This is a genomic window from uncultured Brevundimonas sp. (assembly GCF_963977465.1).
Classification (GTDB): domain Bacteria; phylum Pseudomonadota; class Alphaproteobacteria; order Caulobacterales; family Caulobacteraceae; genus Brevundimonas.
The window spans coordinates 252,171-264,585 of record NZ_CAXBOQ010000002.1; the positions used below are offsets into that span (position 1 = coordinate 252,171).

Annotated in this window: 16 protein-coding genes and 1 tRNA gene; 4 read left to right on the forward strand and 13 right to left on the reverse strand. The window is 66.4% G+C overall.

Annotation, left to right across the window (positions count from 1 at the left end; all coding sequences use genetic code 11):
• Positions 1–56 precede the first annotated feature (56 nt).
• Positions 57–701, forward strand: a complete 645-nt coding sequence (gene ric, locus AAC067_RS05125) for an iron-sulfur cluster repair di-iron protein (RefSeq protein ID WP_339930242.1) — start codon at positions 57–59, stop codon at positions 699–701.
• Between the two features lie 5 nt (positions 702–706).
• On the opposite strand, the gene AAC067_RS05130 is transcribed toward ric, so the two are convergent.
• The 13 genes from AAC067_RS05130 to AAC067_RS05190 all read right to left on the reverse strand — a co-directional run bounded on the left by AAC067_RS05130 (position 707) and on the right by AAC067_RS05190 (position 10,455).
• Positions 707–1,894 (reverse strand): molybdopterin molybdotransferase MoeA, encoded by a 1,188-nt coding sequence (locus tag AAC067_RS05130; protein ID WP_339930244.1) that lies wholly within the window; start codon positions 1,892–1,894, stop codon positions 707–709.
• Positions 1,891–2,382: a cyclic pyranopterin monophosphate synthase MoaC gene (gene moaC, locus AAC067_RS05135; protein WP_339930246.1), complete on the reverse strand. Its 492-nt coding sequence runs from the start codon at positions 2,380–2,382 to the stop codon at positions 1,891–1,893. The genes AAC067_RS05130 and moaC overlap by 4 nt, the downstream gene beginning before the upstream one ends.
• Entirely contained in the window at positions 2,379–2,915 is a 537-nt protein-coding gene (gene moaB, locus AAC067_RS05140) for a molybdenum cofactor biosynthesis protein B (RefSeq protein ID WP_339930248.1), read from the reverse strand. Before moaB ends, moaC begins: the two co-directional genes overlap by 4 nt.
• Entirely contained in the window at positions 2,915–3,385 is a 471-nt protein-coding gene (locus AAC067_RS05145) for a molybdenum cofactor biosynthesis protein MoaE (protein ID WP_339930250.1), read from the reverse strand. The genes moaB and AAC067_RS05145 overlap by 1 nt, the downstream gene beginning before the upstream one ends.
• Position 3,386: 1 nt before the next feature.
• Complete coding sequence (locus AAC067_RS05150; protein ID WP_339930252.1) at positions 3,387–3,674, reverse strand: MoaD/ThiS family protein; 288 nt, start codon at positions 3,672–3,674, stop codon at positions 3,387–3,389.
• Positions 3,649–5,424, reverse strand: a complete 1,776-nt coding sequence (locus AAC067_RS05155) for a pyridoxal-dependent decarboxylase (protein WP_339930254.1) — start codon at positions 5,422–5,424, stop codon at positions 3,649–3,651. Before AAC067_RS05155 ends, AAC067_RS05150 begins: the two co-directional genes overlap by 26 nt.
• 492 nt (positions 5,425–5,916) lie before the next feature.
• Positions 5,917–6,006, reverse strand: a tRNA-Ser gene (locus AAC067_RS05160).
• 91 nt (positions 6,007–6,097) lie between these two features.
• On the reverse strand, positions 6,098–7,036 hold the full coding sequence (locus AAC067_RS05165) for an NAD regulator (RefSeq protein WP_339930256.1): 939 nt from the start codon (positions 7,034–7,036) through the stop codon (positions 6,098–6,100).
• Between the two features lie 4 nt (positions 7,037–7,040).
• Positions 7,041–7,634, reverse strand: a complete 594-nt coding sequence (locus tag AAC067_RS05170; protein WP_339930893.1) for an HD family hydrolase — start codon at positions 7,632–7,634, stop codon at positions 7,041–7,043.
• A 250-nt stretch (positions 7,635–7,884) separates the two neighbouring features.
• Positions 7,885–8,754 carry a methyltransferase type 11 gene (locus AAC067_RS05175; RefSeq protein WP_339930258.1) on the reverse strand — a complete coding sequence of 290 codons (870 nt, stop codon included), beginning with the start codon at positions 8,752–8,754 and terminating at the stop codon, positions 7,885–7,887.
• Positions 8,755–8,846: 92 nt separating this feature from the next.
• Positions 8,847–9,719 (reverse strand): MoxR family ATPase, encoded by an 873-nt coding sequence (locus AAC067_RS05180; protein ID WP_339930260.1) that lies wholly within the window; start codon positions 9,717–9,719, stop codon positions 8,847–8,849.
• A gap of 79 nt (positions 9,720–9,798) precedes the next feature.
• Positions 9,799–9,996, reverse strand: a complete 198-nt coding sequence (locus tag AAC067_RS05185; protein ID WP_339930262.1) for a hypothetical protein — start codon at positions 9,994–9,996, stop codon at positions 9,799–9,801.
• Between the two features lie 12 nt (positions 9,997–10,008).
• Positions 10,009–10,455, reverse strand: a complete 447-nt coding sequence (locus tag AAC067_RS05190; RefSeq protein WP_339930264.1) for a hypothetical protein — start codon at positions 10,453–10,455, stop codon at positions 10,009–10,011.
• A gap of 157 nt (positions 10,456–10,612) precedes the next feature.
• On the opposite strand from AAC067_RS05190, the gene flbT reads away from it, so the two are divergent.
• The 3 genes from flbT to AAC067_RS05205 all read left to right on the forward strand — a co-directional run bounded on the left by flbT (position 10,613) and on the right by AAC067_RS05205 (position 12,391).
• Entirely contained in the window at positions 10,613–11,038 is a 426-nt protein-coding gene (gene flbT, locus AAC067_RS05195; RefSeq protein ID WP_339930266.1) for a flagellar biosynthesis repressor FlbT, read from the forward strand.
• Positions 10,998–11,363, forward strand: a complete 366-nt coding sequence (flaF, locus tag AAC067_RS05200) for a flagellar biosynthesis regulator FlaF (protein ID WP_339930268.1) — start codon at positions 10,998–11,000, stop codon at positions 11,361–11,363. The genes flbT and flaF overlap by 41 nt, the downstream gene beginning before the upstream one ends.
• A gap of 197 nt (positions 11,364–11,560) precedes the next feature.
• A complete protein-coding gene (locus AAC067_RS05205; protein ID WP_339930895.1) occupies positions 11,561–12,391 on the forward strand; it encodes a flagellin in 831 nt (276 codons plus the stop codon).
• The last annotated feature ends 24 nt before the right edge of the window (positions 12,392–12,415 follow it).

The window sequence follows — 12,415 nt, forward strand, 5'->3', positions numbered from 1 at the left end:
CGCTGTCACCTGCGGTCGACGCCGGTGGGCGAAACACCGAACCGGAGACTCGATCGATGACCCTTCAACATCTGTCCGTCGGCGACATCGCGGTCATCCTGCCCGGCGCGACCACGGTCTTCCGTCGACACAAGATCGATTTCTGCTGCAACGGCGGCGCGCTGCTGTCGTCCGAAGCCGAGCGCCGCGGTCTGGATCTGACGGCTCTGGAGACGGAACTGCGCAGTCTGGACACACCGGGAACCGCAGCACCGGCCGAGACGGCCGACCTGATCGCCCACATCATCGAACGCTACCACAAGGTCCATCGGGTCGAGTTTCCGGAAGCCATCCGCCTCGCGCGCCGGGTCGAGACCGTGCATCAGGCGAAGGCCGATTGTCCGCGTGGTCTCGCCGAGCTTCTGACCCTGATGTTCGATGATCTGGAGGACCATCAGCACAAGGAGGAGGCCGTCCTGTTTCCGGCGATGGTGCACGGTGGAACACCGACCCTGCGCTATCCGATTGCCCAGATGATGCAGGAGCATGTGGAGCTGGGCGAGCAGCTGGCCTTCATGGCTGACCTGACCGACGACTTCACGCCACCTGAAGGGGCCTGCAACACGTGGCGGGCGCTCTATGCCGCCTGCAGCAAGCTGGATACGGACCTGCGCGAGCACGTCCATCTGGAGAACAACATCCTGTTCCAACGCTTTCTCTGACGGCGTCAGAAATCCAGAATATCGGCCGTGTCTCCCGCCGCCAGACCGGGCGCACCGGGACGCCGCCGGATCAGGACATCGGCCGTCGCCAGGGTTTTCTGGGACCCGGAGTCCTGGGTATTTAGGATAGCGACGCTGCCGCTGACCCGCTGGCCCCGCTCGAACGTCTCCCGATCACCGCACGGCTTCAGCGGTGTGGTCAGGGTTGCGTCCCGCCAGCCCAGCACCGCGGCCGCATCCCGACCCGCCAGCCCTGCGATCAGCGGTGCGAGGAACAGGCGGGCGGTCACGATCGCTGACGTCGGGTTGCCGGGCAGGCCGACGATCCATTTGTCCCTGGCCCGACCGAACCAGACCGGCTTGCCGGGCTTGATGGCGACCTTGGAGAAAATCAGTTCCAGTCCGAAGGGGGCGAACATCGCGCGGGCGAAATCCTTCTCGCCCACGGAGGCTCCGCCGGTGACCACGATCAGGTCGCCATCGTCGAGCGCCTGACGGGCGGCGGCTTCCAGTGTCTCCGGCGTGTCGGCCAGACGACGGCGGGCGATCACCTCGGCCCCGTATTGTCGCGCCAGGGCGGCCACACCGAACGAGACGCTTTCCGGGATACTGCCGGGCGTCTCCAGCGCCTGGCCGGGTTCGGCCAGCTCATCGCCCGTGCCCAGGATGACGACGCGGGGACGGCGAACCACGGACAGGGTCGCGACGTCGGCGGCGGCGGCGGCGACCATGGCGCGGAAACCCAGAACGGTCCCGGCGGGCAGCAGGACATCGCCGGTCGCGAAGTCCGACCCGGCCGCGCGGATGTGGCGGCCATCGCCCGGTCGGGTTTCGAACAGGGCGTCGTTGCCGTCACGGCCGACGATCTCCTGGACCACGATCCGGTCCGCTCCGTGGGGGACCGGCCCTCCGGTGAAGACGCGGGCGCAACTCTGCGGGGGGAGGGAGGGCACATCAGCCCGGCCGGCAAAGGCGACCTCGACGATCGGCAGCCGCGCCGGCAGGGTCGCCAGATCGGCGTCCCGCACGGCATAGCCGTCCATGGCGGAAACCGCTGTGCGCGGCGCGTCGCCGCGGGCCTTAAGGTCGGCCGCCAGCACCCGTTCACCGGCGGCTTCCAGCGCGACCGTCTCGGCCTCGAGTGGGTGGGCCGCGTCCAGGATCAGGCGGACGGCCTCGTCGAAATCGATCACGCCCCGGCCCCGTTCCCGGCGGACCAGTCGCCCGAACGCCCGCCAGACTTGGACAACAGCCGGACCTCACTGATGACCATGCCGCGGTCGGCGGCCTTGAGCATGTCGTAGAGGGTCAGGCAGGCAACCGAGACGGCGGTCAGGGCCTCCATCTCGACGCCGGTTGGTCCGCTGACACGGGCTTCGGCAGTGACGATGAAGCCCGGCAGGGTGTCATCCATGACGACCGTCACCGAGACCTTGTCCAGACCCAGGGGATGGCACAGGGGAATAAGGTCGGCGGTGCGTTTGGCCCCCATGATCCCGGCCAGTTCGGCGGTGGTGATCACTGCGCCCTTGGGGGCCCGGTCATCGCGGACCAGCGCCAGGGTTTCGGGGGCGCAGACCAGACGTCCTTCGGCCACGGCCCGGCGGGTCGTGGCGGCCTTGTCCCCGACGTCGACCATATGCACGCGGCCGCCGCTATCCAGATGGGTCAGGGCGCTCACGGGCAGATGCCCCGGTAACGCGGAATCTGGCCGACCAGCGAACAGGGCCGGAAGCGGCTGTCCAGTTCCTCGGCCAGCACCAGATCCCAGGCGTCGCGACAGGCCCCGGTCGAGCCCGGGACGCAGAAGATGAAGGTGTCTTCGGCCTGTCCGGCCAGGGCCCGAGACTGCAGCGTCGCCACCCCGACCGTACCGAGACTTTTGAGATGGAAAACGACAGAGAACCCGTCCAGCTCACGCCGGAACAGAGGCTTGACCGCCTCGGGGGTCACGTCGCGCGGCGCGAAGCCGGTGCCGCCGGTGGTCAGGACCACGTCGATATCCGGGTCGGCGATCCAGATCCTGAGCTGGGCCCGGATGGCCTCGACCTCGTCGTGAACGATGGCCTTGCCCTTCAGGACGTGGCCGGCCGTGGTCAGGCGCTCGACCAGCAGGCCGCCCGAGGTGTCGGTGGCCTCGTCGCGCGTGTCCGAAATGGTCAGCACCGCGATGTTCAGCGGGTAGAACGGCAGATCTTCGTTGATTCCGGCCATCAGGGCGTCTTGTCCTTCCAGCGCGCCAGGGCGGCGCGGTCTTCGTCTACGGGTTCGATCCAGCGGGTTCCGGCGGGACCGGATTCGCGCTTCCAGAACGCCGCCTCGGTCTTGAGTCTGTCCATCAGATAGTCAGCGGCTTCGAACGCCACGCGTCGGTGCGGTGCGGCCGCGGCGACGAAGACGATGGTCTCGCCCGGGACGATATCGCCGCAGCGATGGACCACGACCAGATCGCTGACCGGGAAACGCGCCGCCGCGGCCTCGGCGATGTCCAGCATCGACCGCTCGGTCATGCCCGGATACCAGTCGAGCGTCAGGGATTCGACGGTCGCGCCGTCCTTGCCGACGCCTCGGGCCAGGCCGGTAAAGGTCACGACCGCGCCGTCGCCGGTGCGGCCGGCGAGAAAGCGCTCCAGCTCTGCCGGTGCCGACAGCGTTTCGGTCGCCAGCCTGACGTCGAGTGCCAACTCAGCCTCCCGAAAAGATCGAGAAGAAGGCGATTTCCTGATCCGGTCGGGCCTGCACATCGTCGCCGGCGACCACCTGATCCAGAGAGGCCCGCACGTCCGTGCGCAGCAGGGCGTCAGCGGCGGCCTCGTCCCGGGCTGCCAGAAGGTGACGGATCTCACCCAGACTGGCTCCGGCTGCGGGCAGGTCCAGGGTGCACTCGGCCCCCAGCCGTTCCGCGACGCGGCCGAAAAACAGAATCCGGGTCATCATCGCCTCCATCTCACGCGACCTGCGCCAGATCGGCATCGGTCAACGCCTGGCGCAGTTCCTTGATAAAGCGCGGCAGCAGGTCCTGTCGAACCGAAGGTTCGGACCAGTAGGGATTCATGAAGACGCAGCGGATCACCAGCATCCCGCTATGGCCGTCGGGCGCGTCGTCATAACCCCCGTGTCCGGCCAGAACGGACGCCATCAGGGCGGCATTGTCCCGGCCCAGGGTGGTCTTCGAGACGGCGAAGTCAGGCGATGTCTGGAAATGGTCGAACACCGCCCCGGTCCGGGCATTGGAATAACTCAGCGCCTCGCCGGAACGCGCCAGGGAGAAGCAGGCAATGTTACTGTCGGCGGGCAGGAAACGGGCCTCCGGGACGGCGTCCCGGACCGCGGCCTGGAAGGCCCGGCGAGCGTCGACTGTGGCGGCCATCAGGGCACCGAAGCCGTCAGCGTCGAAGCCAATGGTCTCCGCGGTCAACCAGGTCGCCGCCGCCCCGGCCGCCGAGCGCGAGCCCTCGAGGGTCGAGGTCCATTTGCCCTCGCCCAGTTCCGGCCGGTCCAGATAGGGGGCGTCAAAGGCCGAGACCGCATAGCGACCGGCGTCGGGCGTCAGAAAGGCCCCGCAGGCATAGGGAACATAGCCCAGCTTGTGCGGGTCGATGGTGATCGAGTCCGACCGCCGCATGGCGCGCAGGGCCGCGGCGTTGGTCGGAGTCAGGGCCGCCTCGGAAGGCCCGTCCAGCATGGCCGCGAGAAACCCGCCGTAGGCCGCATCCGCATGCCGCCAGATGCGCCAGCCCCGTTCGGCCCTCCACTCGTCCATCCGGTCATAGAGGCGGTCCAGCGGGTCCACCGCCCCGGTCTCGGTCGCGCCGGCCACCGCGACGGCCATCAGAATGGGGCGGCCCTCGGCTTCGGCGCGGGCCACCAGACGCTCGAAATCGTCCAGGTCGAGGCGACCAGACGCATCAAGGGCGATGCTCCAGATCGCTTCTCCCCCAAGACCGAAGACATTGGCCGACTTGCTCCAGGAATAGTGACGGTTGCCCGGGACTAGCATCACCGGTCCCATATAGTCCTGCCCCGAAGCCCGGCTGATCCGACGCCAGATGTCGCCGGGATTGGACGCCGCCGCGCTGCAGGCTTTCAGAACATCGTCCGGCACCTTGTGCGTGGCGACCAGTTTGTGAAACCGGGTCCAGCCCATATGGGCGGCGGCAAAGGGATCGAGGGGCGTGCCTGTCATCTCGGCGATGTGCAGGGCCAGGGCCAGCCAGTGATCCAGCCGGTAGCGCGCGCGCCAGACAGCTTCAAAATTAGCGACCGTGCCGCCCGAGGTGAAATGGCCCTGCGCCCGGGTTGGATCATAGCCCAGCATTTTGGCCAGCGCGGCGATGGCCTGGGTCTCGATGACGCTGCCGGCGCGGCTGGCGTCGCGGGAGCTGTTGTTGGGGTTGTGCAACATGGCGGCGAACCAGCCGAGCAGGCCGGGCAGCGACAGGTCGGACTTCATGTGGGCGATGTAGCGGGGCGAGAAGGTCGGCGTCTCGGCGGTCATGGCGTCGCAAAGGGCCAGCAGCCGGTCCCCGAGCCGGTCGTCGGCGCGCGCGGCACTCTCAACAGGCTGCGGATCGACCGGGGCGCTGTCCTCGAACCGGCCAGAGCGCCAGCGAAACCAGTGGTCGAGGGTGGCGTCCATCTCGCCGCGCAGGCGGCTCTCGTTCTCGGAGCGTGCGCCGGGAAAATACGTCCGGGCGATCTCCCGGGCCAGGTCAGTGGTCATCGCGACGTCGGTTGCCTCAGGACCCCGAAAGCGGGCCTGCCGTTGGCCATACAGGCTGCACCCGCGAACCGGATTGCCAACTGTCAATCGGCGTCGCGACTCCCGTCAATGCGAGGCGGCCGCCCACTGCAGCATCCCGGCGAAACGAGGTGAGGTTCTGAAGCGCATGGCGCTTGCCCCAGCCACGTATGTGAGCGCCCGCGAACCGGGGAGATCGGGCGGTTCGGCCGGGCACCGCGCTCCGGCAGCGGTCTGCTCCAGCGGGATCGGGCGTGGACTCCGGGTCCACAAAATCTGTTGCCAGGAAAACCCCCAGGCCGGGAGACCACGACCCGCGCAAGGTGAACCCGGCCGACGGTGGAAGGAGTCATTCCGTGCAGGCAACAGGCCGCGATCAGAGCCGGGTTGGCGGTCTTCCGCTCCGACGAAGTCGCGGAATCATCGTGCAATTTTCTCGAAAATACAGGATCCGGACGCTGTCGAGGAAGTGTGTGGCGGAGAGGGTGGGATTCGAACCCACGGTACCCTCTCGGGCACGCCGCATTTCGAGTGCGGTACATTCGACCACTCTGCCACCTCTCCGCGAGGTCGATAGTCGCTTGGTCGAGCGAGGGGCTTCTCTAATGGGCGCGGAGCCGGGCTGCAAGCGGGCAGGGCAAGAAAAGCGTCGCGGTCAGCGTTGGGCGGGGAGCGGCAGGCCCATGGCCTCACCGCCCTGGGCCTCGGCGCTGGAAACACGGAACAATTCGGCCGGGCGGCCGCCGGTGCCGGTCGACAGCCGGCCGGTCGCCTCAACCAGGCCGGTGCGTTCGACGCCGCGGCGGAAATTCTGCTTGTGCAGGGTCAGGCCGGCGATGGCCTCGGCGGCGGTCTGGAGCCCGGACAGGGTGAACAGTGGCGGCATCAGGTCGAACAGCACCGGGCGGTATTTCAGCTTGCTGCGCAGGCGGCCGAGGCCGGTGGCGAGGATACGGCGGTGATCGGAGACCATGGCCCTTCCCGGGGCCAACGGCGGGGCCGGTCGTTCCTGGTCGCGGGCCGCCTCGGCCACCAGTCCGGCTTCATAGAGCAGTTCATAGCGTTCCAGCACCCGCCCTTCGTTCCAGCGATGGGCCGGGGTCAGGGCGAACAGGCGCTCGCTGCGGGCCAGGCGGCGGGCGTCGTCACCGGCCCAGGCGCGCAGGCCGGCGATCAGCGTGTCGGCGGCGGCCGGACAGCCCTGACGCCGGTCCTCCCACGGGAAGAAGTCCAGCACGGGCGTCCAGCGGGCGTCGGCGGCCGGCGCGGCGGTGGCATCGGCAGTCAGGGCCAGGTAGCCGATCGAAATCTCGCGGCGATGATCGGGCCCCGGCGTAGCGCGGGGCGAGTCCCGCCCGGCGTCACCGAAGGTGTAGAGCTGTTCGACAAAGCCCAGGTGGAAGCCGGTCTGGGCCGTGACGAAGGCCCGTAGCGCCAGTTCGAAGGTCCGGTCGCGGGCCGGGGCGAACGGGCCGAACGGCAGGGCCGTGGCGCCGTCCTCGCTCTCGGTGGTCAGGACGCAGGCCTGACGATCGCGCAGCGCGATGACGACGGCGGAAAGGCTGATTCGTACGCCCTGTTCGCCGACCGGCATCTGCCTACTCCGTATGCCAGGCATCAGGGGCCGGCAGGATGCCGACCGCCTCGGCCAGGACGCGGTAGCGCTCGAGGTAGCGGGCCTGGGCCACCGCCGCGGGCAGGGGGTCAATGATCAGGTCGTAGCCCGGGGGCGGGGTGCCGAACAGGCGCAGGGACTCGGCCCGTTCGAAGCCGGCCAGCTGGGTCGCCTCGAAGAAGGCGCAGGCGCGGTCGGCTTTCTTGATCAGGGTCTTGATGGCCACGGGACTTTTCGGCGGCAGACCGAAACGGACGTGGATGGCGCTCTCCAGCCGGGCCTCGAAGGCCTTGTAGTTGACGCCCAGGGCGGATTTGAACGGGGAGATCATGTCGCCGATCACATATTCCGAGGCGTCATGCAGCAGGGCCGCCAGTCGCCATTTCGGCTCGAGGCCCGGCTTGATGTGGGCCGCGATCTCCTCGACGACACAGGAGTGCTGCGCCACGGAGAAGGCATGCTCGCCGATGGTCTGGCCGTTCCAGCGCGCGACCCGGGCCAGGCCGTGGGCGATGTCCTCGATCTCGATATCAAACGGTGACGGATCCAGCAGGTCGAGGCGACGCCCGGACAGCATCCGCTGCCAGGCACGGGGGGGCTTGCTGGAGGGGGTGGCTCTGGGGCGCTCGGCCAAGGTCGGGAATCCTGCTCGGTTGGGCAGGGTCAGGTGACCCATCCGCGCCGAACGATCAAGGGTGCGCGTCGAAAACTCGTCCTGGGCGAAATCTGTTGAGTGGGACGAAGTCCAGCCCGGTCCGGATTTCGCTCCAGTTCAAATCTGGACCATTTTTTGGATTCTGGTCGAGTCGACCTGAAACAAAAAGGGTCTAACGGCCGACGTTCAGCGTGACCAGGTCGCGGGCATCGGCGAAAACGCGGCCGCGTTCGCTGTCGCGGGAGCGAACGGTGGCGACCACGATCGGACCGCCCTTGGGGCCGCGCGCCTCATAGCCGACCAGACGCCAACCGGATTCGGACGCCTCGGGGTCGTTCAGGATCCAGGTGATCCGGGTCGCGTCACCGCCGGTGCTGGTCCGGACCTCGGTACTGTCGGCGTGGGACTGGATGCTGACACGATCCTCGCCCGACTGGATATTGACCTGTCCCGAGCCGTCACTGGACTGGATGTTGATCCCGCCGATCCGCACGTGGGACCGGTCCCCCCGGGCTTCGATGTTGATGCCGGGCAGTTTGACGTCGGCGTTATCGCCATGGGTCTCAATGTGGACGCCCGGCATCTGCACCGTGGTGGATTGCGCTGCGGCATCAGCGTCGGCGCGGGCGGCATCGGCGTCGGCCCGGGCCGCCTCCACATCGGCATTGGCGGCTTCCGCGGCGGCGGTTTCCTCGGCGGCGCGCAGACGGGCGACGGTTAGCGGCATTTCCCGGGACAGCCGGGTCTGGAAGGCCTGCAGCATCGCGTCGACCGAGGTATCCTCCATCTGGATCAGATGCAGGCTGACCTCAGCCCCCTTGGCCCCGACATAGGTGCAGACGCTGCCGCCCGCGTGGGCCGAACCCTTACGGGTCAGGCTGCCCATGGTCTGGGGGCATTGCAGGGCATCGACGACCTTGAGCACGCCGTGCGGGCCGTCCGCCCCGGTGTGGGTGCTCGAGATCCGGATCGTGCGCTCGCCGTCGCAGGCCGCGGTGAGGGCGGCCAGCGCACAGATCATGACGAAGAGCGGACGTGTCATTGTCGCCGGTTCCTGTTCATGCCGCTATCGTGGCCTGTTTTCGGCGGCAATCCAGTGAAATCGCGGTAATTTCTCTGCGGGGCCGGGCCTGATCAGGTCCCGGGGCGGACACCTTCGCGGCGGTTGAGGAAGGCGAGACGCTCGAACAGATGGACGTCCTGCTCATTCTTCAGCAGGGCACCGTGCAGCGGCGGGATCAGCTTGTTGGGCGACGTCTCGCGCAGGGTACTGGGATCGACGTCGTCGACCAGCAGCAGTTTGAGCCAGTCCAGCAGTTCCGACGTCGAAGGCTTCTTCTTGAGGCCCGGGGTGTCGCGGATCTCGTAGAAGGTCTTGAGCGCCTCGGAGACCAGCCGCGACTTGATGCCCGGAAAATGGACGTCGACGATGGCCTTCATCGTCTGATCATCGGGGAAGCGGATGAAGTGGAAGAAGCATCGACGCAGGAAGGCGTCCGGAAGCTCCTTTTCATTGTTCGAGGTGATGACCACGACCGGGCGAACTTCGGCGCGGATGGTCTCACCGGTCTCGTGGACGAAGAACTCCATCCGATCGAGCTCCTGGAGCAGGTCGTTGGGGAATTCGATGTCGGCCTTGTCGATCTCGTCGATCAGCAGCACGGGGCGGACGGGGCTGGTGAAGGCCTCCCACAGCTTGCCCGGCTTCAGATAGTTGCGGACATCATGGACGCGTTCCTCGCCCAGCTGACTGTCGCGCAGTCGGGACACGGCGTCGTATTCATAGAGGCCGTTGTGCGCCTTGGTCGTGGACTTGATGTGCCAGGTGATCAGGGGGGCGTTGAGGGCTGCGGCCATCTCATAGGCCAGGACGGTCTTGCCCGTGCCCGGTTCGCCCTTGATCAGAAGCGGTCGTTCGAGAGCGACGGCGGCATTGACCGCGATCTTCAGGTCGTCGGTGGCGATATAGTTCGACGTGCCTTCGAACCGCTCGGTGGGCCGCTTCATCGGATGCTCCGCTCAATCTGGAGAGAGAGGCCTAGCCGATCCGCCCCCGGGTTAACAACGATCAGTTTGAACCCTGCGCTCAGGTGATGTGCTTGGGGGCCGGCGGATCGCTGGCGGGAAAGGTCTCTTCGACGGCCTCATCGATCAGGGCCTCCTGACGGTTTTCGGCCTTGCGTTGCTCTTCGCACAGCTGATCGGGCTTGCCGTGCTGGCGTTGAGCCGGGCGGCTGGAGGGCGCGTCGACGTCGGTATCGCTACGGTCGCGTGGGTTGGTCATGGACGGTCTCCTTTATGCGGCTGGGTCGGCATCGTTGGCGTCGGGGCCATAGCCGAGGTCGGCGATATCATCATCGGACAGACGTTTGGCCTCCCAGTGGGCGGCACTGGCCTGGGCTCCGCGCACCTCGCGCATGAGGCCGGTGTAAACCAGTTCGATTTCGCCGGGACCGGGCGGATCTTCGGCATCCTCGTCCACATCTGGGGACCGGGCCGGACGACCCAGCAGCACGTCGGCCTCGGCCTCGATCACGTCCGACGCATAACGCCGCTCGGAATCGCCGACGTCCGACCCGGGCGGCCGGTCATGGGGCGGACCATCACCGTTGGCGCGGGTCACGTCGAGCACCGGGCCGGCCTCATCGAGCAGCAAATCGCCTTCGCCCTCATCGTCGATATGGGTTTCGTCAAAAACCTCGGACTGATCCTGGGCGTCGGGTTCAAATGTGGGGCCTGTCATCGTCGCCTCCTGTTCAGGAAATCAACGCGCGGCGGCCCGGTCACGTTCCGGAACTGTTTGGCGGTTTCACAAGGGATGGTTAACCACGGCTGTTTAACGTCTGTTGTTATCCGTGCCCCTAGCGTCTTCATGCGGGCCAGTAGGAGATTTCCCGGAAATGCCGCTCAAACTGTCGCTCAAGCCCGGCGAGAAGTTCGTGCTCAACGGGGCCGTCGTCCAGAACGGTGATCGTCGGGGGGTGCTGATCCTCCAGAACAAGGCCAGCGTCCTTCGCGAAAAGGACATCATGCAGTCCAGTGAGGTCACCACACCGGCAAAACGCATCTATTTCCCGGTCATGATGATGTACCTGGACGAAATATCCGCACCCAAATTCTTCGATGAGTTCGCCCAGCGACTGTCGGAGTTCATGAGTGCCACCCAAAATCCGGACGTCATGTCGGACTGTATCGCGGCGTCGCGGCACGTGCTGGCCCGGGAATACTACAAGGCCCTTATGGCGACCCGAAAACTGGTTGATTACGAAGAGCAGAGGCTGGGCAATGTCCCTTCAGGCGTACAAGACAGCCTCGACGAGGGCTGAGTCCCCCCGGGCGATGGAATACCGGCTGTTCGGCCAGGTGACGCGTGCCCTGATGCACGCGGCGACGGTTGACGCCTCGGATATAAAGACGCGGATCGACGCTCTCGACTGGAACCGCCGACTCTGGTCGACGCTGGCGACGGACTGCAGCGATCCCGGCAATGCGATGGCCAAACCGCTGCGGGCACAGATCATCTCGATCAGCCTGTTCGTTGGCCGGCATTCTTCGCTGATTATGCGGGGCGATGACGATTTCCAGACGCTGATCGATATCAATCGCATGGTCATGCAGGGTCTGGCGGGGCCCGAGCAGGCGGCCGCCTGATCGCTCTGGGCGACTAGGCAAACAGGAACACCGGAGCCGGGTCGGAGTTGCCGGGCCGGGTGACGCTGTTCTACAAGTTATTGAAATTCAACAAGGTCGGTGCCGTTGGTGTCGGCCCTTTTCTTGCGTTGGACCTTCCCGAACCAGAACAGGTTCGCCGGCCAGAAGGCCGTTTTCCACCTCCAGAATGGAAGGAGTTGCCGATGACGTCGGTGAACACCAACGTGGGCGCAATGATTGCGCTCCAGAACCTGAACGCGACCAACGCCCAGCTGGAAATTACCCAGAGCCGGATCAACACCGGCAAAAGGGTCTCCAGCGCCAAGGATAACGGGGCCATCTGGGCGATTGCCCAGGGTCAACGGGCCGACATCGGTGCGTTGGGCGCGGTGAAACAGTCGCTCGATCGTGGTGTAGCCGCGGTCGATGTGGCGCTGGCGGCGGGCGAGACGGTCTCCGACCTCTTGCTCCAGATGAAGGAGAAGGCTCTGGCAGCGACGGATTCGTCGCTGAAGACTGCGGCACGGTCCGCGTTGAACGAGGATTTCAAGGCCCTTCGCGACCAGATCGCCAGTGTAACTTCAAACGCCGAATTCAACGGGGTCAACCTGTTGGAGACCGGTGCCACCGGTTTCGCGGCCCTGGCCAATGTGAGCGGCACATCCACCCTGACCGTGGCCGCCGAGGTCATGGCTCTGGGATCGACCAACGTTTCCGTCTCGACCACACAGGCGATTGACACACAGTCGACCGCCGCGGCTTCCCTCACCGCCGTGAACGATTCCATCGATGCTGTTTCCGGCGCGCTCGCGCGTCTGGGGACCTCCTCGAAAGCGCTCACGACCCACAATACGTTCGTTGGCAAGCTGACGGACGCGCTGGAAGCGGGGGTGGGAAATCTGGTCGATGCCGACCTGGCGAAGGAAAGTGCCAAGCTCCAGGCGCTGCAGACAAAGCAGCAACTCGGAGTACAGGCCCTGAGCATCGCCAATCAGTCGCCGCAGCTGATTCTGTCGCTGTTTCAGTAAAGTTCAGGTCCAAACAAGCGCCGG